Genomic DNA, 24,416 nt, shown 5'->3' with positions numbered 1-24,416 from the left:
ATCTAAAATGAATAGGCTTCAAAATACATTCCCTTACGACTGTAAATTTCTGAAAGGTCTTGAGCTAAGCTTACCGACAACATTTTATCCTGGAGAACTTTTGCATTTTGAAGTGCTCTTCTTGCGAGCTGCAATGCCGAATCAAAATCGCCTTCTTCAAAATAAATCTCACTCAATAGCTGATCTATCCAAACATTTGCTTTCAGGTAGCACTCTTTGTTCAAATTGGAAGCTTCGTACAATATCATCTTAGCTTCCTGATATTGTTTTTGCTGGTAATATACTTTACCAATATCTACCATCGTCTCCAGCATACCGATGGTATGATGAATTGATTTTTCATAGTCAAGTGATTGTCTTAGACAAACCAGTGCGCTATCACTATTTCCCTGTGCAATTTTAAGTTTACCAAGGTTTCCCAATTCCCGTGCTATACCCTTAGGATAGTGCAGGTATCTATCTATTTTCAAAGCATTTTGAAAATAATACTCGGCCTCATCAAATTCCTCTTTCTCAAAATGCACCATTCCAATATTATTAATGGCCAATGCTATTGCCTTAAATATCCTCGGCGGGCAATCTTTGGAAAAAAATTCAAGCATCTCATTGTAGTAAGACATAGCCTGATTGTACTGCCCCCTATTCTGATAGTAAACCCCAAGATGATTCAAACTATAAATTAATCCATAAGTATACTTCAGCTTTTTGGGATAAATCATTTGCAAGAGTGGCGTGATAGAGAGCAGTATCCGGACTAATAAATCTGTAATGATAGGCAAGCTTCTCATGAATCAAAACGCGGTTAGTGTCAAGGGTAATTGAATTCCATAAAATATTTTCAAGCGAATCCTTTTTTACCTGCGCTTTAACAGTATTTGCATTAATTAATAAAAGCAGGATAAATACCCTTAATGAACATATTAAACGCATATTGACAAGGTATTTACTCAACATTTCAAATGGATAGCCTGAATTTTACGGTTGTATGTTAAAAATGTTTCAAATCAGGCTATGAAAATGCCAAATAATATACCTAAATTTGAAGAATTCTTAACTTCAACTAAATGAGATTGATAATTATTCTTACCACCCTTGTGCTACACATGGCTATTGGCCAACAAATCGCTATGGCTCAATCACCTAAGTTAAAGCTTTGTGCAGTACCCACCGATTCAGCCGGATCCACAAAAGTTACATTAAAGGAAGCTCAGGAATGGGCGGATAACTTACCATTAAAAGTGGTTTGTAACGATGGGAAAATCTATCAACTGAATCAGTTTCTTTTCACCATGATCACTATGAATCCTTTACAAACAAAGGAATATGGTCTTGCAAATAATGGCATTCCGATTCTTGCAAGAAAAGCTATTGATCAAATGAAAAAGGGAGACACTATATTTCTGAAAGAAGTATTGGGCAAGGACGCATCGGGTACAGAAATAAAACTTCCCAATATTGTATTTGTGGTCAAAGAGGAAATAACTGAATAATATAAAACACTAAAACACCAGATTTAAAAATGAAAAAACAACTATTACTCCTACTTGCCGGAGTACTTACGATACAAGTGAGCGCCCAGCAAGATTCTGAATCACGAACGGTCAGAAGTAAATACAATTCCGCTCCTGCAATAGAGCAATCAGCTCTATTAAAACTTTCTTCCACGAAGAATGTAACGCCCGGAGTTGCGGCTGTTATCTTCTCTGAAGATTTTGCTGCAGGTTTACCTTCTACGTGGACTGTTACTGATGTAACTGCAACATTTAATGAAATCTGGACCTATTCTACTACCGGTTCAGTTAATAGTCCTACAGCATTAGGAACGCCCGTCACTTTATCTCCTACAAATACTACAGCGTCCAATGGATTCATGTTATTTGATAGTGATATTGGTGGTCCTCCCAGTGCAACTAGCGGCCCGGAAGATTCTGATTTAAAAACTCCGGCAATTAATTGCTCCACCAACCCGGTTGTATTTTTATCTTTCAATGAAGTTTTTGTCCAATATCAGACTGGTGTCGGATTAGTATCAGTGAGCAATGATGGTACTACCTGGACGGATGTTTACAATGCAGAAACCGGTCTGGGTCAAAATCAAAGTTCACCTAACCCAAGAAATGTTGTGGTAGATATCAGCACAGTTGCTGGTAACCAGGCTACAGTATTTATCCGTTTCAAATGGACCGGAAATTATGATTGGGTATGGATCATTGATGATGTTACTGTTTATGAACCTGTTGCTGCTGATGCAGGGGCAATTGCAATTGTTGGAACTGAAAGTGGTTGTGCTTTATCAGCTACTACGCCTATTACTGTAACGGTTAGGAATTTTGGTGGTGCTTCTATCTCTAATGTTCCTGTAAGTTATAGCATTAATGGAGGAACCCCTATAACAGAAACTGTTGCAGGCCCTATAGCTTCTAATGCTACACTTGATTATACATTTACTGCAACTGCAGATCTATCTGTTGCGGGAATTTATACCATTAATGCTTCCACCGCTTTAACCGGCGATACAACTACTGCTAATGACGCGTCTAGCATTCAAGTAGAAAGTTTCAGTGCAAATAATCTCGCTACCCCTTATGTGATGGACTTTGAAGTTGGTGAAGACCTAAGTCAATGGCTGGTAAATGATGCAAATGGAGATGGTGTAAGCTGGGCACTTGTAAATGCTTTGGCCTACAGTGGTACTGATTGTTTGCGTAAAGCAGGAAGTGGGGATTATGATGACGATTGGGTTTGGACAGGTTGCTTTGATTTACAAGCCGGCGTCAATTACACATTGGATTATTGGTATCGCCAATTTGATTTGCAGGCTCCTTGCAGTCTGGAAGTTAAGTTAGCAACTGCCCAGGATCCTAGCTCTTCCACACAATTAATTGCAACAGAAGTTATCGACTCGATTTATCACAATTCGGTAAATACCGTAACGGTGGGAACCAGTGGTGTTTATTATGTGGCTTTCCATGCATTTGTACCTAACCCTAGTCCTGTTGTAGGTTCAAGTTCTTTACGTGTTGATCTTATCAATTTATCTATTGCAACGGCAATCAATGAAAATGCAAATCCGGGTGGTGTGAGTATTTTCCCAAATCCGAGTAATGGAGTTGTTAATTTACGCGTGATGAAATTTGAAAATGCTACTATTCGTGTAATAAATATTCTTGGAAAAGAAATTTACAACAGTCGCATGAGTGATATTAATACTCAAATCGATCTGAGCAATTTTGCAAAGGGATTATACATTGTTAAGGTTGACGGTACTGATTTCAGCTATTCTGAAAGAGTTACCATCAAATAAAGTTTACATTATATTGAAAGGGGGACCTCCTTTATCCTGGTAATGACAAGTCGCGACTTGTCATTACTGAGATAGGGAGGTCTCTTTTCATATAAAGAAGAGTCTAATTACCGTTCCCATTCTGCATAAGAAGTGGGCGTTTCATAGAGCGTCAATTTCTTAACAAGGATATTATTCGGAATTGTAGTTTGTAGTTTTTGAAGAATGTCCAAAAGAATATTTTCGCAACTGGGCTGGTAGCTGGTCAGATATATCCTCTCCCATTCCGGAAATGTCATTGCTGCGAGGGCACTACCCTCTCTCAATAATAAGGCATGATCAAATTGTTGAATGACGGCATCATGTACCCATTTCTTCAATTCGCTGAAGTCAATAATTATTCCATCATATGGGTCACCCCTTTCATTTCTTATATCACCGGAAATCGTGACATGAAGTATATAGGTATGACCATGAATATGTCTGCATTTACCCGGATAATTTTCCAGTGCATGGGCAGTATCAAAAGTAAATATTTTAGTTAGCGAAACTTTCTGTTTTTCCATCAACAAGTATACATTTTTTCTTATTAGCTACACCCCATACTCGTACCACAATTCAGGCATTTAAAACAGGAGCCGGAACGAATGGTAATATGACCACAAGTAGAACAGATGGGCGCATCTCCCATCATCTTTCCGATGAACTCCTGAGTGGGTGGATTAACATCATAACTCAACGTAATACTTTCGGGAGCAGGTTTGATTTTAATTTCTTTCGATTGATCTTTGTTGGTAATAGCAACCGGTTTCACCTGTACCAAATCCTCCCTTTGGAGATATTCAAGCGCAAGCAATCTGAAAATATAATCAATAACAGAAGTAGCGGTTTTAATATTGGGATGATCAACGGGCCCGGAGGGTTCAAATCTGGAGTAGATGAATTTTTCTACATATTCTTCCAAAGGAACTCCGTATTGCAATCCTATTGAAACTGCAATAGCAAAGCAATTCAGCAGCGACCTGAAGGAGGCGCCTTCTTTATGCATATCTATAAAAATTTCTCCCAGTGTTGAATCATCATACTCACCGGTTCTCACAAATACGGTATGACCTCCGACTTTCGCTTTTTGAGTAAAGCCACCTCTCTTACCAGGAAGTCGTTTTCTGTTCACAATACTGGAAAGTTGTCGCTTAAAGGTTGTATCCGTTGACAACATCATCAATTTCTTAGCAGCCTCCAGCACATCTTCTTCCGATAATTCTTTCAATGTTTTCCTTGCCACTGAAGAAGAACTTGATAACGGTTGAGACAACTTAGAACCATCGCGATAGATCGCAATCGCCTTTAACCCTTTCTCCCATGCCGACCAATAACATTTACGAATATCTTCTACTGTGGACTCATGCGGAAGGTTTACTGTTTTGGAAATAGCACCACTCAGAAAAGGTTGAACAGCGGCCATCATTCGAATATGTCCTAATGGTTCAATAAAACGAACACCGGTCTTTCCGCAACGGTTTGCACAATCAAACACCGGAAGATGCTCGTTTTGGATATGCGGTGCTCCTTCAATGGTCATGGCACCACAAACAAACCGATTGGCTGTTTCTACTTCCTCATCTTTAAATCCGAGGAAATGCAACAAATCAAAATGAGGATCCATGTACTGAGATTTGGTGATACCAAGATTATTAAAACAGGATTCACCGAGTGTAAAGTAGGTAAACAGGAAACGAATATCAAAAACAGAAGCCGCCGCCTGTTCTAATCGATCAAGGTCCTCACTCGTAAAGCCTTTTGCAGCTAATGATGCAGGATTAATGAAAGGACATTTTTTTAGTGAGCCACTTCCCAAAATAAATGATATAATATCTGCAATTTGTTTTTCAGAATATTTGAGTTTTCTTAATGCAATATCCAATGATTGATTTACAATTTTAAAGTATCCTCCTCCGGAAAGCTTTTTATATTTTACCAACGCAAAATCAGGTTCAACACCTGTTGTATCGCAATCCATCAATAAACCAATGGTACCTGTTGGTGCTAACACCGTTACTTGTGCATTTCTAAAACCGGACTGCTCTCCGACTTGCACGACTTCATCCCAAACTGAACAAGCCGCATTTAACAAATAGGAAGGACAAAACTTAGGATCAATCCCTGCCGGTTTTACTGCTAAATTTTCGAAAGAATCCAATGTATTATAAGCAGCGTAACGATGATTGTGCATCACCCTCATCATCGCTTCCCGGTTATCATTGAATTTTGTAAAAGCACCCAGCACATCGGCCATTTCCGCTGATGTTTTATAGGCAACACCGGTCATAAGCGCTGTTATTGCAGCGGCCATAGCGCGGGAAGGTTCACTATCATAAGGAAGTCCGTTCATCATCAGCAACGATCCAAGGTTGGCATAACCAAGTCCAAGAGTTCGATAATTAAAAGAGTTTACGGCGACCTCTTCTGAAGGAAACTGCGCCATCAACACAGAAATTTCAAGCACGATGGTCCACAAACGGCAAGCATGTTCAAATCCTTCCACATCGAAAACACCTGTGGACGCATTATAGAATTTACCCAGATTAATGGAAGCCAGATTACAGGCCGTATCATCCAGGAACATATATTCAGAACAGGGATTGGATGCTTTAATTTTTCCACCTGCAGGACAGGTATGCCAATCGTTGATCGTAGTATCAAACTGCAGCCCGGGATCGGCGCACTTCCATGCGGCTTCCACAATCTGATCCATAATAAATTCGGAGGGTAAAGAGTTGATAACTGCACCATCCTTTCTTGAGCGCAAATCCCAGGTATCGCCTTGCTTCACGGCATTCATAAAGGCATCACTCAGCCTTACAGAATTGTTGGAATTTTGACCGGAGACCGTTGCATAAGCTTCACCTTCGTATTCAGAAGAATAACCGGCTGCAATTAAAGCAGCCACTTTTTTCTCTTCTTCCGCTTTCCAGTTGATGAAGGAAAGAATCTCCGGATGATCCACATCCAGACATACCATTTTTGCGGCTCTTCTTGTAGTACCGCCTGATTTAATGGCACCTGCAGCGCGATCACCGATTTTCAAGAATGACATCAGACCGGAGGAATGACCGCCGCCTGATAATTTCTCTGTTTCTCCTCTGAGAGAAGAAAAATTTGTACCAACACCCGAACCATATTTAAAGATTCGTGCTTCCCTCACCCAAAGATCCATGATACCGCCCGGATTCACCAAATCATCTTTCACGGAGAGAATAAAACAGGCATGCGGTTGAGGACGCTCGTAAGCACTGGTAGATCTTTTCAATTGATTATCCACTGCATCCACATAAAAATGACCTTGCTTCTGCCCTTTTATTCCGTAGGTGTGAAAAAGTCCTGTATTAAACCATTGTGGTGAATTCGGGGCGGCCATCTGATTCAGCAACATAAACGCTACTTCATCATAAAAAGCATCCGCATCTTTCTTCGAAGCAAAATAACCATACTGCTGTCCCCAGTCCTTCCAGCAATCCGCCATACGATGTACCACTTGCTTCGCACTATTCTCTCCACCGGTTGAACCATTCTTCAGCGGCACACCTGTTCTTCGAAAATACTTCTGCGCCAGGATATCTGTGGCTACCTGTGACCAACCGACAGGCACTTCCACTTCCTTATTTTCAAAAACAATATCGCCTTTCGGGTTCTTGATCACTGATGAACGCTGCTCATACTTAAAATCAAGGAATACATCCTTATTAATCTCCGTAAAACGACGGAGGATGGTAAGACCTGTTTTCTTTTTTTCCTGACCTGAACGAAGTGCTTTTTTCATGATTCTATCTATATCGAGGGACGAAGTTGCAGGTATAACGCAGAAGAATAAATGATACCCGTCAACTGAAACAGCATCTTATAAACAAAATTATAAACAACTCTCCGCTTCCGGCTGCTTTACTTTATCTTTATTAGAAATCGGCTCAAAATGGGCCGTAAAATGCCTTAAAAACTCGGTCTCCTTTGTTATTCTGTAACCGGAAACATTCTTTTTATCCGCAATCAAAAATCCAAATACTTCAATCACATAATCCAAATGACTTTGTGTGTACACTCTGCGTGGCAATGCCAGACGAACCAGTTCTTTAGGAGCAGGAATTAATTTACCGGATGCGTCATATTTTCCAAACATCACGGAACCCACTTCGACCGATCTGATACCACCGGCTTTATACAACTCGCAAACCAATGCCTGTCCGGGATATTCATCTACCGGAATATGCGGATAAAATGCAGCAGCATCTATATAAACGGCATGTCCACCCACCGGCATTACCACAGGCACACCCATATCATTTAAGTGGCTTCCTAAATATGTTGTACTCACTATTCGGTAATGGAGATAATCAGGACTAAAAACTTCTTTTAAACCCACAGCCAATGCTTCCATATCACGTCCCGAGAGTCCGCCATAGGTGGTAAATCCTTCCGTAATGATCAACAGGTTTTTGCAGGCATCAGACAGTTCCACATCGCGTAGAGCGAGGAATCCACCCATATTCACCATTCCATCCTTCTTGGCACTCATTACAAATGCATCAGCCAGTGCGGACATTTCACGGGCAATCTCCTCATAGGCATTATCCGAATAACCTGCTTCATAATGCTTGATGAAATAGGCATTCTCAGCAATTCTGCAAGCATCCAGCACCATTAAAATCCCATGTTCATGACAGACAGCACTTACATCTTTTGCATTCTTCATGGACACCGGCTGACCACCACCACTGTTATTGGTTACGGTTAAAATGACTGCAGCAATATTTTCTGCACCGCGCCTGCCAATTTCTTCTTTTAACTTCGCGATATCCAGATTTCCTTTAAAATGGTCTTGCTGACTGATAGAAGAAACGGGGAGATCGATGGCTTCGGCACCGGTGAATTCAATATTCGCTCTGGTCGTATCAAAATGCGTATTACTGATAAACGTCTTTCCTTTTTTCCCGAGATAGCCATAGAGGATGCGCTCTGCTGCACGGCCCTGATGTGTTGGTAAAATATACGGCATTCCGGTGAGATGATAAATCGACTTCTCCAATTTAAACCAACTGGAGGCACCGGCATAAGACTCATCGCCCAGCATCATCGCGGCCCATTGCTCCTTACTCATTGCCGAAGTTCCACTGTCAGTAAGGAAATCGATCATTACTTCTTCAGAAGACAGCAAAAAAGGATTGTAATGCGCCTTACTCAGAAAATTTAAGCGTTGTTCCTCGGTAGAAATAAAAACAGGTTCAACCATTTTAATTCTGAAGGGTTCGATGATGGTTTTAAACTTCATATCCATTTATCTTTTAGGAATAATTTATTCAAATGTTGAGATGTAAAAATCATCTGAACCAAACGGGAGTGCAGGAACAGATAACAGATCTGCATGGCAGCCGTTTTAGCTGATCCATACGGGTGCGAAGGAACAACTTAAACGCTATTTGGAAAGTGATCTGGCGCAGAAAATAAACTGACAAATATCATTCATCAACAACTACAAATTAGCTATTGCTGATTTCATACTTATTTCTCAATTTTCTGGACAACGAAAACAAAGAAAAAATAAACCCTGAAATCCATACTCCCGGAAATACAACCAGCCACCAGGCTTCAAAATATACCTTTCCGGAGGCAACAAGACTCCCCAATGAGACAACCTCTGCCGGCAAACCAACACCAAGAAAACTAAGGCTTGCTTCAGCAGCGATATTCCCGGCGAAAGTATAGAGAAGAATGACCAACATCGAAGGCCAGATATTGGGTAGCATTTGTCCAATAAAAATCCTTAATCCACCCATCCCACTCACTTTAGCCGCTTCAATAAATCCCTCGTGTTTTATACGCTGAATTTCAGAGCGCAGTAAACGAGTGATGTCTACCCAACCGGTTATAGATAATATGAAAACAACCGTTGTAAAAGAAGGTTGCATCAAAGAAACTAAGGCGAGAATTAAAATTATTCGGGGAATTGCACTAAATATTTCAGAGAACCTTTGAATGACATTGTCCGCAGAAAAAAACAGGGCATACTTGTAAAAATTGGTTGATCTGATTTTCGCCGCAAACACAATAAAAATTATAAGTAAACCTATTAGTATTGAATTGGCTATAATGCTATCATTTTGGGTAAGCAGATTCATATTAAAAAAGTAGAAGAGGAATAATAGTAATCCTCCTGCCATCAACCAATATACTTTAATTCTATTTTTTCCGGGACCATACCATCCTGCTGCGAATCCGAGTATCCCGCCAATTAAAAATGACAATACTGTACTCAACAATGAAACCATCAATGAAATTCTGGTTCCATACACCATTTGCGCTGCAAGATCATTGCCTCTCATATTGGTTCCCAGCCAATGACGACTACGAATGGGGATTTCGGAAATTTGACCCTTATCATCCCTCCACCATTGTTGATCAAAAGGTCCTGTGAAATCCGTATTTAAAGGATCGGATTTATCAGGCTATAGGGAATAAACGCATGCATGATAAAACAATCATTTTCTGGCAGACTATTTTCTTTTGTTAAACTTTTACTTAGAAACGGAAAAGAAATACTGCCGTCACAAATCCGTATTAACGGTTTATCGTTAGCAATAAACTGGGCGAAAACCGAAACAAAGAGAAACAAAAAAATATAGGCTTCGGCAAAGTAAAATTTCTTCACGTTGAACAAACCACGAATCTTCCATCTCTTCATTTTATCCATGATCAGAAATCCTTGGATCCAACTTAGCAGTAATGATATCCGTAACAAAGAAGGAAACAATAGTGACAAAGCCAGTCAAAAGCAAGACACCGCCTACTACCGGAAAATCTCTCTGATCGCATGCCTGTGCCAAGACCGCACCTATTCCGGGTAAGGAAAAAAGAAAATCAATGATGACACTTCCACCTATCAGCACAGGGACCACACTCATTAATCCTACCAACACGGGGACGAGCACATTCTTCATGGCATAGATTCCTAAAATTGAATTCTCTGAAGCCCCTTTCGCGCGCAAGGTGGTCACATAGGGTTTTTGCAATTCCTCATGGAGCAACTCATAAGTCATCTGAGTCAGATAAACTATCGTACTATAAGCCAGAACAACTGCCGGTAGTATAAAATATTGCCATTGATTTACCAAAGACATCATCCATACATATATTCCTCCACTGGTCACTAATTCAGGTCCTGCAGAAGGAAACATATTTATTTGATTTGGATTTGCGAAAAAGAAGAGTAACAAAGGTACCGATCCAGAAAGTAGGGACTGCATAAAGAAACAGAAAAAAGAATTGAGAAATTTTGTTAAGAGACGATCATCAAACTTCATCATCATTGCACCCATTAAAAGAGCTATGGGAAAAGAAACCAGCATAACAAAAAACACCAAAATGAAGGACAACAAAAAAGGAAATAAGAGTGCATCTTTAACATCCATTCCTCTTAGCCAGGATGTCCCCAGATTACCCCGAAGTAAACCTTTCTGACCGGTATTATTTCCAACTAGCCAATGATGAAATTGATTCTCGATTGTAAATCCAATAACAGGTACCCATTTTTTCCATTGATTAGAATGACTTTGTTCATCAAGGAAAATCCATTTGCGTTTATAGACATTTTTATCAACAGCATTCAAACCTGACATGGAGAAAGTGCGATCTAATTGTGATGAAAATTCTTCCGGATGAACATAATCAAATTTTCGGTCAAAATGTATACGATACCAGGAGCACCATTCATAAGCAGCTTCTGGATTTCCGCTCCAATACGCTGTTTTAATCAGCAGATCTTTAAAGCGTTGATCCGGTAATCTTTTAAATGAATCGGGAACAGCCATTCCGGAAATTGTTACATAAAAAGAGGGAGATTAAATCCCATTTTCCGGTACAATCGCTCATGGTTTTTTATTCGGGCCGTACTTTCCGCTGCATAAAGTTGATCACCTCCGAGAGACATTTTTCGCAGAGGATCCCCGGAAATGGATCTGCTGATAAAAAAAGACAAAAACACCAACATCATCAACCCCAACACAGCACGAAAAAATCTTTTTGAAAACAGCGATTTCATAACGGGTACATCATGGGGTAGCATCTACTTTTACACCAACCATCGGACTTGCTTTAAGAAGATTATACAAAATACCCGGTCTTTCCGCATATAATTCAGCATGCGTAAACCGACGATGTACAGCTGTTCTTCTCACCAAACCGTAGAGAAACACGTAAGGTTGCTCTTCGTCAATCAATTTTTGCAACCGAAACTCCAATGCATTTCGCAGACTATCATTTAAGGTAACAGCGATACTATCAATAATGCGATCGGAAGTTTCATTTCCAAAGCCTGTTAAATTCAATCCCTGACTGTTCCAACTTTGTGTGGACCAAAGCTGACTATAATCTTCCGGAAGAGAAGATGAATTCCATGAGCCCATGATCAAATCAAAATCATGAGAGCACCCTTTCTCTAACCAACCGTTCAAATCAACTGCATTCAATTTTAAAAGCACCCCGGCCTTCTTCATCGACTCGGCAATCATCATAGCCATCTCTTTCCATTCGGGAACTGTTGCCAAAAATATCAACTCTAATTCGAGAAACTGTTTCTTCCCATCACGAAGAGTATAACGAATCCCGGTTTCTTCATCCATCAACCATCCGGCATTATCCAGCAATGTTGATGCCTGAACAATATCCAAAGGGATCAGTTGAAGCGAATGGTTGTAGGAGGCTTTCATTCTGGCCACAGGGCCTGTGACTCTTTTGTTTACACCCTTGTTCACCACTTTTATAATTTCATCCACCGGCGTTAACAATGCCAGTGCTTTTCTGACATCAATATTCTTCAATGCAACCGCACGCTTTTTTTCGTCCGGTTTCATGTTTATGCCAACAAATGTATATCCAAAAATATCCACAAAACGCGAATGATAATTCAGATTAAAGAGAGAGTCTTCTTTCAATTTTAAAAGCGTTCGTGCGCTCAGAGAAGTAGAAGCATCAAACTCTTGCTTAAGGAATGCCAATTCCTGAGTTACCGCATCGGTATTCACTTTAAAAATAATTTTCTCCGGTTCCGATTTTATCTCATAGGCATCAACGTTATTCGTCCAATGTTGCTTTTTCTTTTGCAGCTCTATGGATTGCCCCTGATTCCATGCCGCCACTTTATAGGGTCCAAGTCCGGAGATACGCTTTGGATCAAAACCATTTTCCGCAGCATTGAAAGATGCAGACCAGTCCACCAATGCTTTATTACTTTGGGCTTGAAAAGAAGAATCATTCAATTGTGCAAAACTGACGTTGGCCAATACATTTTCAGGATCAAAAAATGCACGCTGTATGATAGGATAGTCGGACCAAAGGGCGAGATTTTGAACATACACTTTCTTCATTTTAATCATCACCTTATTTGAAGCACCTTCTACCCTCTTCACATCTTCCACCAACTCAAAATAAGGTTTAAATCCCGGATTATTGGTCAGAGGATTTTTTGCCGCTTTCATTGTAAAAATCACATCCTCCGGACTTACCGCAGAGCCATCATCCCATTTCACATCCTCCCGCAATTCAAAAATCATTTCCCGTTGATCGGAAGAAAGTTCAGGCATTCCTTTACAAATACCCGGTTGTATGGTACCCGTCCGAAGATCGACGCGCAGAAGACCGGCATGCAAGTAGAGGAATAGTTCAGCACGCGTTTGCGAATTCCCATTGGCCGGATGCAAATTATCCGGTTCTGCCAGTTCATGTACCACCACTACCGGTTCTTTAGACCAATCGTCACGCCATTGTTCTGGTGCAGGTAATTCGATATATGATTTGGTTTCAACGGCTACATCCACCTCTTTTTTATCCTTACAACTTAAGGTAGCCGATAGAAGCACGACCATTATGAAGTGAATGCTATTGTTTAACAAGGACATCTTCTTTCGAGTATTAATTTATTATTGATTGGTTCAGATAGCATTAGCTCAAGGTAACACATCCTACAACACAGAATTCCCAAGGAATTGCCACTCCCTATTGATCAAGACAAAGATAAAATCAAGATCGAGGCATCAAAATACAAATAAGGTTTGGAAGGAGAAGCAGTTTCACTAAATTTGCAGCCGCCGGTGAGGTGCCTGAGTGGCCGAAAGGAACAGTTTGCTAAACTGTCGTACGGGTAACTGTACCGAGGGTTCGAATCCCTCCCTCACCGCAAACCCCAACAATCGCTGATCTGCCCATGCAGATCGGCGATTTCTGTTTCACGAAAGGTCGCGACCTGTCGTAACCGGATTATGACTCGAGATGTTCGTAACGACAGGTCGCGACCTGTCGTACCTCCCTCACCGCAAACCTGAACAATCGCTGATCTGCCCATGCAGATCGGCGATTTCTGTTACCGACAGGTCACGACTTGTCGCAACCGGGATCTGACTCGAAATGTCAGTACCGACAGGTCGCGACCTGTCGGTACGCAGATCAGTTTTTACAAAGACTCTTGTATTTACTTCAAAGAATGCACAATAGAATATGCATTTTTTTTCAGAAACTGCATACCTAAGAATGCATATAGCTATATAAACCAAAAAGGCTATAGTAATGGAAATTAATAAACTGTTATTCAAGGATTTATAAACCACCCATAATATTCACTCCCGAATGCAAAGCCAGTTCCATCATCGGCAGTAGGGCTTGTTCACGTTCCTGAGGCGAGATACAAGCTCCCGTTGGAATGACATCCGAAATAGTTAGGAGAGTCCCTGCCATCTTTTTCAGATATCTGGCTGTCGAAAACAAGGCAAAGGCTTCCATTTCGACGGCAAGGCAATTATTGTCTTTTGCTATAGGAGGAACGCCCGGTTTCGCTCTATAGAAAACATCACTGGAATGGATCGCTGCAGTTTGCAATTTGACCTCCCTGCTTTTCGCTGTCTCGTTAATAATAGAAAAGCAATTTCCCTGATTTAAAAAATGCTTTTTCAGTATTCACCAAATCGTAAACTTTTAAGTCAGTGGTATAGGCACCGGCAGTCCCGATCCGTATAATACATTGCACATCATAGAAGGAATAAAGCTCATAAGAATAGATGCCAATCGAAGGACAACCCATTCCACTGGCTCCGATAGTAATCCTCACCCCATTAAAAAGGCCGGTGTAATAGAATACGTTTCGGGTATTGCTCACCAAATTACTCTCCGTCAGAAACTTATCTGCCATATATTTCGCTCTTAAAGGATCTCCCGGCATCAAAACCACCGGAGCAATTTGACCATTTTCTGCACTGATATGTAAACTCATACGATTATTTATTGGGAGGTTGAAGATAGAAATATAATAGTTTGGCAAAAGTAGACTATCAATGGAAAACTCTTTTATTCTATCCGGAATAGAATAAAAACACCTAATTACATATTAGAAATCCCAGCGTCGGGGTGGCAGGATTAGCTCTCGTCTGCCTGCGGCAGACTCCGCTGATCCTCTTCGGGGGGAAACTAAAAGCCCATTCACCTGAACCACCTTGCGGTGGTCTTTTCTTTTGTTTGGCTGGCATAAGTAAAGACAGGTCGCGACCTGTCACTACATGACACCCGCCCTAAAAGAAAACCCTGCATTTGCAGGGTTCAGGTGAATGGGCTTTTGTCGGGGTGGCAGGATTCGAACCTACGGCCTCCTGCTCCCAAAGCAGGCGCGATACCGGGCTACGCTACACCCCGAAAATCTAAAAATAGCTATGTAGCTTTTTCGAGAGGTGCAAAGATAAATTAAAATTTAACCTGAAAAGGGGTTTTGCCTGAAATTTCGAATAAATTTGCATCCTTGATATTTTGAACTGATTCCGTAGCTCAGCTGGATAGAGCATCTGCCTTCTAAGCAGACGGTCAGGCGTTCGAATCGCCTCGGAATCACAATTTAAACGCTCAGCTGGATAGAGCATCTCGTCATTTAGTTAAACCGTTGGTTTTACTGCTGACGAGACGGTCAGGCGTTCAAATCGCCTCGGAATCACAACTTAAACGCTTAGCCGGTCAGGTGTGTCGATTCATTTAAATAAATCCGTAATGGATCGTACTCCGCTGACGAAGTTTGACGAGTCGAATCGCCTCGGAATCACAACTTAAACGCTTAGCCGGTCAGGTGTTCGATTCAATTAAATCAATGCATCAAATAAATCGAGTATCTCGTCTAACAAAGTTTGACGAGACGAATCGCCTCGGAATCACAAAAAGCTATTAGCAGAGAACATCCCGTTTTTGTTCAAAATAAACGAGACGATGCACTTAATATCAATAAAAAAATGGGCAACTATAAAGATGCCCATTTTTAATTTCAATTTATATATCGCTTATAAATAAGTCTTTAATAACTTGTTCCTGGAGTTATGCTTTAGGCGGCGAAGGCCGGTTTCCTTGATTTGACGGACTCTTTCACGGGTTAAACCTAATTCTATTCCTATCTCATCTAAAGACATACTTAGCTTAATTCCTATACCAAAGAACATCTTGATGACCTCCGCTTCTCTTTTTGAAAGTGTACTTAGGGAACGATTGATATCTTCAGATAAGGACTCATCAAGCAGGAATGCCGCTTTTATTAATCCAAGATTTCCTTCATTGATTAAGTCCGGTAAACTCATGCCTTGATTTTGATATTGCTTGGCCACAGAAACCACGAAACGCAAGTTTGCTCTGGTTAATTTATCTAATGCTTCCTGATCGCCTTGTCTGATTCTTTGTGCTAATACTACTTCTTCCTGTGGCGTAACCATATTCTCCTTTCCTATATCCTGCAGGTACTTTTCGAGCGATGCACTTTCCCTATTGGTTATGGATTGCGTAATTTTTAACTGTCTCATATTATTGGGTTTTGGGTGTGTTTATTGTTTGAATCAAATACTATGCCATAGAGGCAAAAGAATACCATGACTTTCAGTACGTTAACCAAATAAATTGAAGGATTTATCAACAATTTATTTGAGGAAGTTCATATCCCATCCTTGTAGATGGCTTTAACATTCACTCAATAGATAAACGTTTGAAAGCAATTAATCATTTACCGAAATTGATCTTGTTTTGGTTTTTTACATTATGATTACACAGCATTTGCTAAATGATCGATTTTTCTCCTTAAATAGGCTGTTTAACTCAAAATTGATCCCATTCACGAGGAATTGAAACAGGTTGAAGACCCCTCTTTTCCAACTATTTCACCCTGAAAGTTGAAGATGAATTAGCATTTTTAAAAGTAAAAAACTATCCGGATGCAAACTACTGGAGTTACTGAACCGAAAAATCATTTTCTCCTATCTTCAATAATTTTCTAAAAAAGACGTTATAAAAAATTTAATGAAGTAATTTCGCCGGAACAATGATATCAATTCAGAAACTAGTAATAGCCACCATCTTCCTTATCCTCACAGGATTCAGCGAGATGAAAGCTCAGAAAAAAACAATTGACGAAAAACTGCTCATCCAGTTTTCCGGGGCAGTAGTGAGTGCGGATTCGCTCCAGCCCATCCCGTTTACAAGTGTCATAATCAGAAATGCGAGAAGAGGAACAATCACTGATTATTACGGATTCTTTTCCTTCGTAGCAATGAAAGGGGATACCATCGATTTTCAATACATCGGTTATAAGTCGGCAACCTATATTTTACCGGACACGTTGGATGATAAATATTATTCCATCATTCAACTCTTATCCCGAGACACTATCAATCTGAGAGAAGCAACAGTTTATCCCTGGCCCAGTAGGGATGAATTCAAGCGGGCGTTTCTGGAATTGAAGCTTCCCGGCGATGATTTGAAGCGGGCTCAGCGTAATTTTGAATTGGCTTCTATGAAAGAAATACAGGATCAGGTTCCTTTTGATGGAAGTATAAATTATAAAATGGCATTGCAGCAACGTCAAACACAATTGTATACAGCCGGTCAATATCCTTCTATTACATTGTTAAATCCATTAGCCTGGGCTTCCTTTATTCAAGCATGGAAAGATGGGGCTTTTAAAAAGAAAGACGCGAAAAGACCGTGAGAGAATTGAAAGCACTCTTCTTTTCAGTTCTCCTTCTGTTTGTTTTTACAACAGATATGTCTGCTCAGGATGCTTTATTGCGTGGTGTGGTTAAAGATTCTTCAGGCAAGGCCATTGAAGCTGTTTCTGTCTCAGTTAATGGAGAACCCGGTGGGAGCATCACTGACCAGCAAGGAAAATATGAAATCAAACTGGCGCCCTATCGCGATTTGCTGATCATTTATTCTTTTATCGGGTACGCTACGGAAAGGAGAATGATTCGAATGAATCCCGGAGAGGAGCGTATCTTAAATATTCAACTAAAAAGTACCTCACGCGACTTAGGCACTGTCAATATTGAAGCTGAAAGGCCGGGTGATATTACGGTGATTCGAATAGAGCCACGAACCATAGAACAGTTGCCTAATATCTCCGGAAACTTCGAGAGTTTTTTGAAAACCATGCCCGGTGTAGTTTCAAACAATGAACTCTCCTCTACTTATTCTGTTCGTGGTGGAAGTTTTGATGAGAATATCGTTTATGTGAATGATATTGAAATTTATCGTCCATTTTTAGTTCGTGCCGGACAGCAGGAAGGATTGAGTTTCATAAATCCCGATTTGGTTTCAGAAATTAATTTCAGTGCCGGTGGCTTCAGTGCGATGTACGGCGATAAAATGAGTTCTGTACTGGATATCAAATACCGGACACCTAAAAAATTTGCAGGAAGTGCCTATGCCAGTCTTCAAGGTGCCGGTTTACATCTGGAAGGTGCGAGCAAGAATGAAAAATTTACATGGCTAACTGGTTCCGCCACAGGTCCAATCAATTTGTATTAAAAAAACTGGATACACAAGGAGAGTACAAACCCCGCTTTACCGACATACAAACCGTTTTAAATTTTAAACTGAGCAAGAAGACGGATATTTCATTTCTCGGACATTATTCATTGAACCAATTTAATGTTATCCCCTCTTCCCGGCAAACGGAATTCGGAAGTATCAATGAAGCATTGCGATTTACAGTATTCTTTGACGGTCAGGAGATCGATGAATTCCTCACATCTACAGGTGCCTTGAGTATAAATCACCAGGTGAATGATAGCTTGAAATTGAAATTCATCGTATCCTCTTTTTCTCCAGAGAGCGGGAATTCTTTGATGTATTGGGTCAATATTTTTTAGATGAGCTTGGAAAGAGATTTGGGCTCGGATGATTTTGGTGATGTAGCATTTAACCGGGGTGTGGGTGCCTTTCTCGATCATGCTCGGAATGAACTGGATGCCTTTGTGAGTAATGCATCACATATTGGCACATACAGAGTTCGCAACCATCAATGGCAATGGGGATTAAAGGCACAACAGGAAAAATCAATGATCAATTGGATGAATGGCAATATCGTGATTCAGCTGATTATTCTGTTCCTCATCCTAATGATCAACCCGGGCAACCCGCAGATCCGAATCTCCAAATCGTGTTGAATGGTGTCGTAAAAAATAAAATCAGTTTAACTTCCAATCGCTTTAGTGCCTATCTCCAAAACACCTGGAATCTTGACAGAACGGTTTTCACCATCGGTATCAGAGGTACTTACTGGGATCTGAATGAAGAGTTAAACATCAGTCCGCGCGCTTCAGTTTCCTTCCGTCCGAAATGGAACAAGCGACTTGCATTCAGAGCAGCCACCGGTATCTATTATCAGCCTCCCTTTTACAGAGAGCTGCGCAATCTGGAAGGACAGATAAACAAGGACATCGAATCGCAGCAATCCATTCATTTCGTTTTGGGCAGTGATTACCAGTTTTTGGCCTGGGGGAGAGAGTTTAAGCTGACCAGCGAAGTGTATTATAAAAAGATGAACAATCTTATTCCCTACAAGCTGGACAATACCCGGATCCGTTACCTTGCTAAAAACAATGCTGACGGCTATGCGACAGGGTTAGATTTAAGAGTGAACGGTGAATTTGTAAGCGGTATTGAATCGTGGGTTTCACTGGGCTATCTGAAAACTGCCGAAGACCTGAATGACGATGAATATTATAGATATTTTAATTCCGAAGGAGAAGAAATTGTTCCCGGATTCACATTTAATAATATTGTCACCGATAGTCTTAAAGTAGTGCCGGGAGATATTCCACGACCCACCGATCAGCGGCTTACCTTCAGTATGTTCTTTCAGGATTATCTTCCGAAATTCCCAACTGTGCGTATGCACCTGAATTTGATTTTCGGAACAGGTCTACCCTTTGGACCTCCGGGAAAGGATCGCTATAAAGATTTTCTTCGAGGCCCTTCTTACCGTCGTGTTGATATCGGCTTCTCAAAAATTGCTATTGATGAGGATCAGGAAAATAAATCACGTCTCCCGGTCGTACGGAACTTAAAGTCACTTATTTTTAGTCTTGAAGTATTTAATTTATTACAAGTGAGCAACACCATATCCTATACCTGGATTACTGATGTTTCAGGACGACAATATGGTATTCCCAACTATCTCACCTCCCGATTGCTAAATTTCAAGGTACAGGCTAAATTTTAAGCATGAGTAAGAAAAAAACTTCAACCGGCGGACTTGTCTATTCTACGAATCCCGATTTTAAATTAGAGAAAGAGGTTGTATCCACTTCTTCCATTGCCCCATCACAGCAGGATTTGAAAATCTGGTTAGAGCGTAAAGGCGGAGGAAAAGTGGTGACCTGTATACGTGGCTTTGTCGGCAAAAATGAGGAGATGGAAGATCTGGCGAAAATGTTAAAATCCAAATGTGGTGTGGGGGGAACAGCCAAGGATTGGGAAATTCTCATTCAGGGCGATCACCGCGAAAAGGTGTTGACCATTTTATTGGAGAAAGGTTATAAAGCAAAAAAAGCAGGAGGATAATTACGCTTTCAATGCCAAGGAGGATTCAATCACGCGCGCATAAAAATTCTCATACTGCGGCATGATGACATCTATATCAAATTCCTTCGCTCGTGATAAAGCCTGTGCTTTAAATTTCCACAAGCTCTCATCATCCTTTAGTATGATCGCCGCATTTTTGCCATATCCTCAATATCCCCACATTGCTCATAAAACCGGTGACCCCTTGAATATTCAATTCCGGAATTCCACCGGCATTGGATGAAATCACAGGAACCTGACAGGCCATAGCCTCCAAAGCTGCCAATCCAAAACTCTCGGTTTCAGAAGGCATAACAAAGAGGTCACAAATGGAAAGGATTTCTTCAATCATCTCCTGCTTCCCCAAAAAACGAATATCATCACATAAATTAAGCTCTCTGCAGAGTTGTTCAATATTATGTCGTTCCGGTCCATCTCCAATCAATAATAATTTTGACGGAACCTCCTTTCTTAATTTATCAAACACGTGAACGACGTCTTGTACACGCTTTACCTTCCGGAAATTAGAAGTATGCACAACCAGTCGCTCTCCATTGGGAGCAATCGCTTTACGGAAATGGTCCTTAGCCTTTTTTGAAAATCGCTTCAAATCAATAAAATTAGGAATGACTTCAATTTCATTTGTGATTTTGAAATTATTGTATGTGTCTCTCTTCAGACTCTCCGAAACAGCCGTCACACCATCCGAATGATTAATGGCGAAAGTCACTACAGGTTCATACGAAGAATCTTTTCCAACGAGTGTGATGTCTGTACCATGTAGTGTCGTCACTACCGGCAATACAATACCCTGCACCGCCAGAATCTGCTTAGCCAGATACGCCACCGAAGCATGTGGAATAGCATAGTGAACATGCAAGATATCCAGCCCTTCGAAACGAGCAACATCCACCAATTTACTGGTCAATGCGGTTTCATAAGGAATATAATCAAAGAGGGGATATTTGGCGATGGCCACTTCATGGTAAGAGATATTCTCCGAAAAATAATCTAGGCGCACGGGTTGACTATAGGTTATAAAATGAATACGATGCCCTTTTTCAGCCAGCGCCTTACCCAATTCCGTAGCTACCACTCCACTTCCACCAAAGGTGGGATAACAAACAATTCCAATTCTCATAAACCAAAGTTAGTGAATACAAAGTCGTGTCAGTCACCAAAAGATTTTAATTCTTTAAAAAATCATTATTTATTAATGTGAGAGCGCGTCATAAACGACCTGCATAATGGCTGTCCGAAGGTTTGATTTGGCCAGTTTATTATTTGAGGCAGAGGGATGTACCCTATTTGAAAGGAAAATATACACGAGTCCGTTTTGAGGATCAGCCCATGCACAGGTACCTGTAAATCCGGCATGTCCGAAAGTGAATGAAGAGGAAGACATGGCTGTCGGACCATTTTCGCCCAATGAAACATCCGACCGGTCAAAAACCAAACCGCGTCTGTTTGCACTCTCAGGAAAAGCCTTCGAAGTAAACTTTCTTACCGTTTCCTTCTTAATAAATCGCTTTCCACCATACTCACCGTTATTCAATAACATCTGCATAATTACCGCGAGGGATTGGGCACTACTAAATATTCCGGCATGCCCTCCTACTCCATTCATTAAGGCAGCAGCAGGATCATGAACATATCCATGCACCAATTGCTGTCGAAATGCGGAATCATACTCTGTTGGAATGATTCGATCTTTAGAAATCCATTCGAGTGGTTTATATCCAAATTCATGCAGACCAATCGGCTTAATCAATAAATCATCTATATACTTATCGAGTTCTTTTCCTGATACTCTTTCAATAATCCGTTGAAGAATGAGGATACCCAAGTCGGAGTAAACATATTTCCCCTGCGGTCCGAGCGGTGATTCCACTATGGATTTCCAGATGGAATCGGGATAAGAATCAACAATAAACAAACTATCCGCTACCTGCAAGGTGTAATTTTTCTCAGGCATTCTCCGGTACAAATCACTAGACCAACCGGTAGAGTCCACTGTTTCCATCCAAAAAGGCATCCATGCTTTCAGTCCTGCTTCATGAGCCATCAACTGCCGTATGGTTAAATTTTTCTTATCTGTATTTCTAAGATCACGTAAATATTTAGAAGCAGGCGCATCGATATCGATCAATTTTCGTGATAGAAGCAATATCATACACGTCGTTATTTTGCACCGGTTGAGCATTCATATAGGTATGAAATCCAAACGACTTATTGTAAATCACCTTACTTTTTAATGCTACTAATACCTGACAACCGGGAAATAGCGAATCAATAATTGCAAGTTTAACTAAACTATCTATTTTATTAAACTGATCTGAATTTATTCCTGCATCTTCCGGCAATGTAAACTCCAATTTCCCCTCAGCATTGGTGAGCAAGCCCTCTCCTATTTTAAACCCGGGTGGAGATGATACCGGCAATTGTCCGTTAAAAGCCATGGCTCCAAATATTTTCTGTGCCACCTGGACCTGAGGTAAATAAGTGTCTTCATACGCCTGAATCACCGCATCGTAATCCTCCAATCCCGATAGTCTGCCCAACACATAAGGATTTCCAAAAACACAAATCACACTTCCTTTTTTCTTACTCACTTTTTCAATCATCGAGAGCATTTGAGGTGTCAAACCAAAATTTTTGGCAGCATTGATACTTGTATTGTGCACGCTGATGATGACTCTGTCGTATTCACTGAGCTGATTTAAAACACTCTCTATTCTCTCCTCTGATGCATCTTTAGAAAGCTGGAAAGGGTCCACCTTTGCATAACAGGCCAATTGCTTTTGAAATGGATTATTAATCGAATCGTTCAAAACAATTGAAGCAATGCAATCTCTGTAATAAGGATTCAAAGGAATTCTATCGTGCTTATTCTGTAACAAAGTTGGAGCGGATTTATATAGAGAAAAATTCAACCATTTCGCTGGTGAGGAATTAAGATCCTCTATCAACGCCACTTCATTCACCGGCGAATACTTATTGAGTCCCGCCCAATATTTTGCCATCAGGATTTTCTTCACTTTCCTGTCGATAACCTCCTGCTCAATTTCACAATTCTGAATGGCGAGATGAATCCTTTCAAAGGCTTTAGCAACATTTCCGGGATAGAGCAGTACATCATTTCCTGCGAGCAAAGCTTTCAATTCCAGCTCACCGGAGGGGTAATAATCCGCGACACCTTTCATATTGAGGGCATCTGTAAAAATCAACCCTTTAAAGCCAAGGCTATCAATTAATAAATCATTCACCACTTTCGGAGAAAGTGTTCCAGCCATTCCTTGAGTGGTATCGATTGATGGGATGGATAAATGAGCCACCATCACAGAAGCCACACCATTATCAATGAGTTTCCGGAAGGGAAATAATTCGAGAGAGTCAATTCTTGCGCGGCTTGCGGAGACGATAGGCAAGGCATGGTGAGAGTCGGTATTGGTATCTCCGTGTCCGGGAAAATGTTTCGCACAAGCCAGGACTTTCATTTCCTGCATCCCTTTCATATAGGCCAGGCTGAAATCGGCTACTTTATTTTTATCTTCTCCGAATGAGCGGCTATTGATGATCGGATTTTCAGGATTATTATTGATATCCACATCGGGAGCAAAATTGATATGGATTCCCATTCTTTGGCATTGCCGTCCAATTTCGCGACCCATCTCCAGCACTTGGCCTTCTTTCGCTCCTGCAGCAAGTGTCATTTGACGAGGGAAACGAATCGTACTATCCAGTCGCATATTCAACCCCCACTCCCCATCAATCCCGATCATCAAAGGGTAGCGGGAGCGTTGCTGATACGCATTGGTGAGTCTCGCCTGACGCAGAGGACCACCCTGGAAAAAAATCAAACCACCAATATGGAAAGAATCAATCAATTGATTAATAAATGCCACATGCAATGAGTCCTTATTTGAAAAAGCATCAATCATGAATAGCTGACCGATTCTATCTCTGTAATCCATCGTATTAAAAATACTATCTGCCCATGCTTCGGCAGACTTACTGTTGAAACAGGGAATTTGTTGCTGGGCATTGGCATTGGATATCCATAAGGACAAAACCATGCTCATCAATTGTATCTTCTTCATCATAGACTGGTGCAATAGTACGCAGCAGACCTATTAAAATTGTGAGCAATTAAAATCGTATTTCACATAATGATTGTGGATAATAAAAAAGACCGGGTAAGGTTTCCTTTAAAGGAGCTTACCCGGTCTGTCTA

Annotated in this window: 17 protein-coding genes, 3 tRNA genes and 2 pseudogenes; 9 read left to right on the top strand and 13 right to left on the bottom strand. The window is 40.8% G+C overall.

All coding sequences use genetic code 11. The features are described 5' to 3' along the window. Positions 1-2: 2 nt before the first annotated feature. The gene (locus IPJ86_11950) at positions 3-788 is read right to left on the bottom strand and encodes a tetratricopeptide repeat protein (GenBank protein ID MBK7887964.1); all 786 of its coding nucleotides are present in this window, start codon (positions 786-788) and stop codon (positions 3-5) included. 276 nt (positions 789-1,064) lie between these two features. Between IPJ86_11950 and IPJ86_11945 the strand changes: the two genes are divergently transcribed. Further along, on the top strand, positions 1,065-1,490 hold the full coding sequence (locus IPJ86_11945) for a hypothetical protein (protein MBK7887963.1): 426 nt from the start codon (positions 1,065-1,067) through the stop codon (positions 1,488-1,490). Between the two features lie 29 nt (positions 1,491-1,519). Continuing rightward, positions 1,520-3,304 (top strand): T9SS type A sorting domain-containing protein, encoded by a 1,785-nt coding sequence (locus tag IPJ86_11940; protein ID MBK7887962.1) that lies wholly within the window; start codon positions 1,520-1,522, stop codon positions 3,302-3,304. Positions 3,305-3,411: 107 nt separating this feature from the next. On the opposite strand, the gene IPJ86_11935 is transcribed toward IPJ86_11940, so the two are convergent. The 6 genes from IPJ86_11935 to IPJ86_11910 all read right to left on the bottom strand — a co-directional run bounded on the left by IPJ86_11935 (position 3,412) and on the right by IPJ86_11910 (position 13,194). Continuing rightward, complete coding sequence (locus IPJ86_11935; GenBank protein MBK7887961.1) at positions 3,412-3,849, bottom strand: 6-carboxytetrahydropterin synthase; 438 nt, start codon at positions 3,847-3,849, stop codon at positions 3,412-3,414. Positions 3,850-3,872: 23 nt separating this feature from the next. Beyond that, positions 3,873-7,103, bottom strand: coding sequence for a vitamin B12-dependent ribonucleotide reductase (locus IPJ86_11930; GenBank protein ID MBK7887960.1), 3,231 nt, complete (start codon positions 7,101-7,103; stop codon positions 3,873-3,875). A gap of 90 nt (positions 7,104-7,193) precedes the next feature. Continuing rightward, positions 7,194-8,606: a tryptophanase gene (locus tag IPJ86_11925; GenBank protein ID MBK7887959.1), complete on the bottom strand. Its 1,413-nt coding sequence runs from the start codon at positions 8,604-8,606 to the stop codon at positions 7,194-7,196. Positions 8,607-8,814: 208 nt separating this feature from the next. After that, complete coding sequence (locus IPJ86_11920; GenBank protein MBK7887958.1) at positions 8,815-9,657, bottom strand: ABC transporter permease; 843 nt, start codon at positions 9,655-9,657, stop codon at positions 8,815-8,817. A gap of 360 nt (positions 9,658-10,017) precedes the next feature. Further along, complete coding sequence (locus tag IPJ86_11915) at positions 10,018-11,142, bottom strand: ABC transporter permease (protein MBK7887957.1); 1,125 nt, start codon at positions 11,140-11,142, stop codon at positions 10,018-10,020. 240 nt (positions 11,143-11,382) lie between these two features. After that, on the bottom strand, positions 11,383-13,194 hold the full coding sequence (locus IPJ86_11910; protein MBK7887956.1) for a hypothetical protein: 1,812 nt from the start codon (positions 13,192-13,194) through the stop codon (positions 11,383-11,385). A gap of 224 nt (positions 13,195-13,418) precedes the next feature. On the opposite strand from IPJ86_11910, the gene IPJ86_11905 reads away from it, so the two are divergent. Beyond that, positions 13,419-13,505: transfer RNA gene (locus IPJ86_11905), tRNA-Ser, on the top strand. Between the two features lie 416 nt (positions 13,506-13,921). On the opposite strand, the pseudogene IPJ86_11900 reads toward IPJ86_11905, so the two are convergent. Then, positions 13,922-14,591 (bottom strand): annotated as a pseudogene (locus IPJ86_11900) (purine-nucleoside phosphorylase). 342 nt (positions 14,592-14,933) lie between these two features. Then, positions 14,934-15,007, bottom strand: a tRNA-Pro gene (locus IPJ86_11895). Between the two features lie 118 nt (positions 15,008-15,125). Here IPJ86_11895 and IPJ86_11890 point away from each other — a divergent pair. Further along, positions 15,126-15,199 (top strand) — tRNA-Arg (locus IPJ86_11890). Between the two features lie 437 nt (positions 15,200-15,636). Here IPJ86_11890 and IPJ86_11885 read toward each other — a convergent pair. Continuing rightward, the gene (locus IPJ86_11885) at positions 15,637-16,146 is read right to left on the bottom strand and encodes a hypothetical protein (GenBank protein MBK7887955.1); all 510 of its coding nucleotides are present in this window, start codon (positions 16,144-16,146) and stop codon (positions 15,637-15,639) included. 512 nt (positions 16,147-16,658) lie between these two features. Here IPJ86_11885 and IPJ86_11880 point away from each other — a divergent pair. From IPJ86_11880 to IPJ86_11860, 5 genes are all read left to right on the top strand, one after another. Then, the gene (locus IPJ86_11880; protein MBK7887954.1) at positions 16,659-17,324 is read left to right on the top strand and encodes a carboxypeptidase-like regulatory domain-containing protein; all 666 of its coding nucleotides are present in this window, start codon (positions 16,659-16,661) and stop codon (positions 17,322-17,324) included. Continuing rightward, positions 17,321-18,142: a carboxypeptidase-like regulatory domain-containing protein gene (locus tag IPJ86_11875; protein MBK7887953.1), complete on the top strand. Its 822-nt coding sequence runs from the start codon at positions 17,321-17,323 to the stop codon at positions 18,140-18,142. Before IPJ86_11880 ends, IPJ86_11875 begins: the two co-directional genes overlap by 4 nt. Continuing rightward, complete coding sequence (locus IPJ86_11870) at positions 18,100-18,486, top strand: hypothetical protein (GenBank protein ID MBK7887952.1); 387 nt, start codon at positions 18,100-18,102, stop codon at positions 18,484-18,486. Before IPJ86_11875 ends, IPJ86_11870 begins: the two co-directional genes overlap by 43 nt. A 152-nt stretch (positions 18,487-18,638) precedes the next feature. Continuing rightward, positions 18,639-19,841 (top strand): TonB-dependent receptor, encoded by a 1,203-nt coding sequence (locus IPJ86_11865; protein MBK7887951.1) that lies wholly within the window; start codon positions 18,639-18,641, stop codon positions 19,839-19,841. A 2-nt stretch (positions 19,842-19,843) separates the two neighbouring features. Then, positions 19,844-20,182 carry a translation initiation factor gene (locus IPJ86_11860; protein ID MBK7887950.1) on the top strand — a complete coding sequence of 113 codons (339 nt, stop codon included), beginning with the start codon at positions 19,844-19,846 and terminating at the stop codon, positions 20,180-20,182. Here IPJ86_11860 and bshA read toward each other — a convergent pair. The 3 genes and pseudogenes from bshA to IPJ86_11845 all read right to left on the bottom strand — a co-directional run bounded on the left by bshA (position 20,183) and on the right by IPJ86_11845 (position 24,285). After that, a pseudogene (gene bshA, locus IPJ86_11855) lies at positions 20,183-21,323 on the bottom strand (N-acetyl-alpha-D-glucosaminyl L-malate synthase BshA). Between the two features lie 72 nt (positions 21,324-21,395). Further along, a complete protein-coding gene (locus tag IPJ86_11850; protein MBK7887949.1) occupies positions 21,396-22,355 on the bottom strand; it encodes a beta-lactamase family protein in 960 nt (319 codons plus the stop codon). After that, positions 22,303-24,285 (bottom strand): hypothetical protein, encoded by a 1,983-nt coding sequence (locus tag IPJ86_11845; protein ID MBK7887948.1) that lies wholly within the window; start codon positions 24,283-24,285, stop codon positions 22,303-22,305. The genes IPJ86_11850 and IPJ86_11845 overlap by 53 nt, the downstream gene beginning before the upstream one ends. Positions 24,286-24,416 lie beyond the last annotated feature (131 nt).

The sequence above is a fragment of the Bacteroidota bacterium genome (assembly GCA_016713925.1).
Classification (GTDB): domain Bacteria; phylum Bacteroidota; class Bacteroidia; order AKYH767-A; family OLB10; genus JAJTFW01.
This window is presented reverse-complemented; position numbering and strand designations above follow the sequence as displayed.

What these genes read in the sequence shown, in the direction of transcription:
- IPJ86_11950 (MBK7887964.1), bottom strand. Translation starts at nt 788, where the DNA reads ATGAGAAGCTTGCCTATCATTACAGATTTATTAGTCCGGATACTGCTC.
- IPJ86_11945 (MBK7887963.1), top strand. Translation starts at nt 1,065, where the DNA reads ATGAGATTGATAATTATTCTTACCACCCTTGTGCTACACATGGCTATT.
- IPJ86_11940 (MBK7887962.1), top strand. Translation starts at nt 1,520, where the DNA reads ATGAAAAAACAACTATTACTCCTACTTGCCGGAGTACTTACGATACAA.
- IPJ86_11935 (MBK7887961.1), bottom strand. Translation starts at nt 3,849, where the DNA reads ATGGAAAAACAGAAAGTTTCGCTAACTAAAATATTTACTTTTGATACT.
- IPJ86_11930 (MBK7887960.1), bottom strand. Translation starts at nt 7,103, where the DNA reads ATGAAAAAAGCACTTCGTTCAGGTCAGGAAAAAAAGAAAACAGGTCTT.
- IPJ86_11925 (MBK7887959.1), bottom strand. Translation starts at nt 8,606, where the DNA reads ATGAAGTTTAAAACCATCATCGAACCCTTCAGAATTAAAATGGTTGAA.
- IPJ86_11920 (MBK7887958.1), bottom strand. Translation starts at nt 9,657, where the DNA reads ATGAGAGGCAATGATCTTGCAGCGCAAATGGTGTATGGAACCAGAATT.
- IPJ86_11915 (MBK7887957.1), bottom strand. Translation starts at nt 11,142, where the DNA reads ATGGCTGTTCCCGATTCATTTAAAAGATTACCGGATCAACGCTTTAAA.
- IPJ86_11910 (MBK7887956.1), bottom strand. Translation starts at nt 13,194, where the DNA reads ATGGTCGTGCTTCTATCGGCTACCTTAAGTTGTAAGGATAAAAAAGAG.
- IPJ86_11885 (MBK7887955.1), bottom strand. Translation starts at nt 16,146, where the DNA reads ATGAGACAGTTAAAAATTACGCAATCCATAACCAATAGGGAAAGTGCA.
- IPJ86_11880 (MBK7887954.1), top strand. Translation starts at nt 16,659, where the DNA reads ATGATATCAATTCAGAAACTAGTAATAGCCACCATCTTCCTTATCCTC.
- IPJ86_11870 (MBK7887952.1), top strand. Translation starts at nt 18,100, where the DNA reads ATGGCTAACTGGTTCCGCCACAGGTCCAATCAATTTGTATTAAAAAAA.
- IPJ86_11865 (MBK7887951.1), top strand. Translation starts at nt 18,639, where the DNA reads ATGGCAATGGGGATTAAAGGCACAACAGGAAAAATCAATGATCAATTG.
- IPJ86_11860 (MBK7887950.1), top strand. Translation starts at nt 19,844, where the DNA reads ATGAGTAAGAAAAAAACTTCAACCGGCGGACTTGTCTATTCTACGAAT.
- IPJ86_11850 (MBK7887949.1), bottom strand. Translation starts at nt 22,355, where the DNA reads ATGATATTGCTTCTATCACGAAAATTGATCGATATCGATGCGCCTGCT.
- IPJ86_11845 (MBK7887948.1), bottom strand. Translation starts at nt 24,285, where the DNA reads ATGATGAAGAAGATACAATTGATGAGCATGGTTTTGTCCTTATGGATA.